Source organism: Leucobacter sp. M11 (genome assembly GCF_035726885.1).
GTDB lineage: Bacteria > Actinomycetota > Actinomycetes > Actinomycetales > Microbacteriaceae > JAPFRB01.
Genome location: NZ_JAPFRB010000002.1, coordinates 357,817 through 358,300 on the forward strand (window position 1 = coordinate 357,817; position 484 = coordinate 358,300).

1 pseudogene is annotated in these 484 nt (G+C 77.1%); it reads right to left on the bottom strand.

The features are described 5' to 3' along the window. Nucleotides 1–10: 10 nt before the first annotated feature. Nucleotides 11–484: pseudogene (locus OOT08_RS05965) on the bottom strand (hypothetical protein); the annotation flags it as partial.

Here is a 484-nt window from a genome sequence, read left to right on the forward strand (position 1 = left end):
GCCAGCCGGCTCATCGGAGCGACTCCGGCAGCGGTCGCGGCCGGTCCGTTCGACTGACGGGGCGGGGGTTCGCGGGGTCTTCGTAGCGGGTGTCCCGCTGGCGGAGGGGCCGAGCGCTCCGCGCGGAGACGGCCAGCAGGAGCTCGTCGTCGAGGCCGCTCTGCTCGGCCGCGCTGATGCCCCAGCCGGGCAGGAGGGTGCCGCCGAGGTCGTCGGCTCCGGCCCGCAGCACGGCGCTCGCCGCGCCAAGGCCCAGGTCCGGCCAGGCCGCCTGCACGTGCGGGACGCGGTCGTGCAGGAGGAGCCGGGCGACCGCGGTCACGGCACGAGCCCGGTCGAGAAAGCCCGCCGCGTCCCGGGCACGCTCCGCCCCACCGCCCCGTGGCATGGCGATGAACTCGGTGAAGCCGCCGGTCTCGCGGTGCTGCTCGGACACCCGGCGCAGGAGCGCCACGAGCGCGGTTGGCTGGGTGTCCCGCCCGTA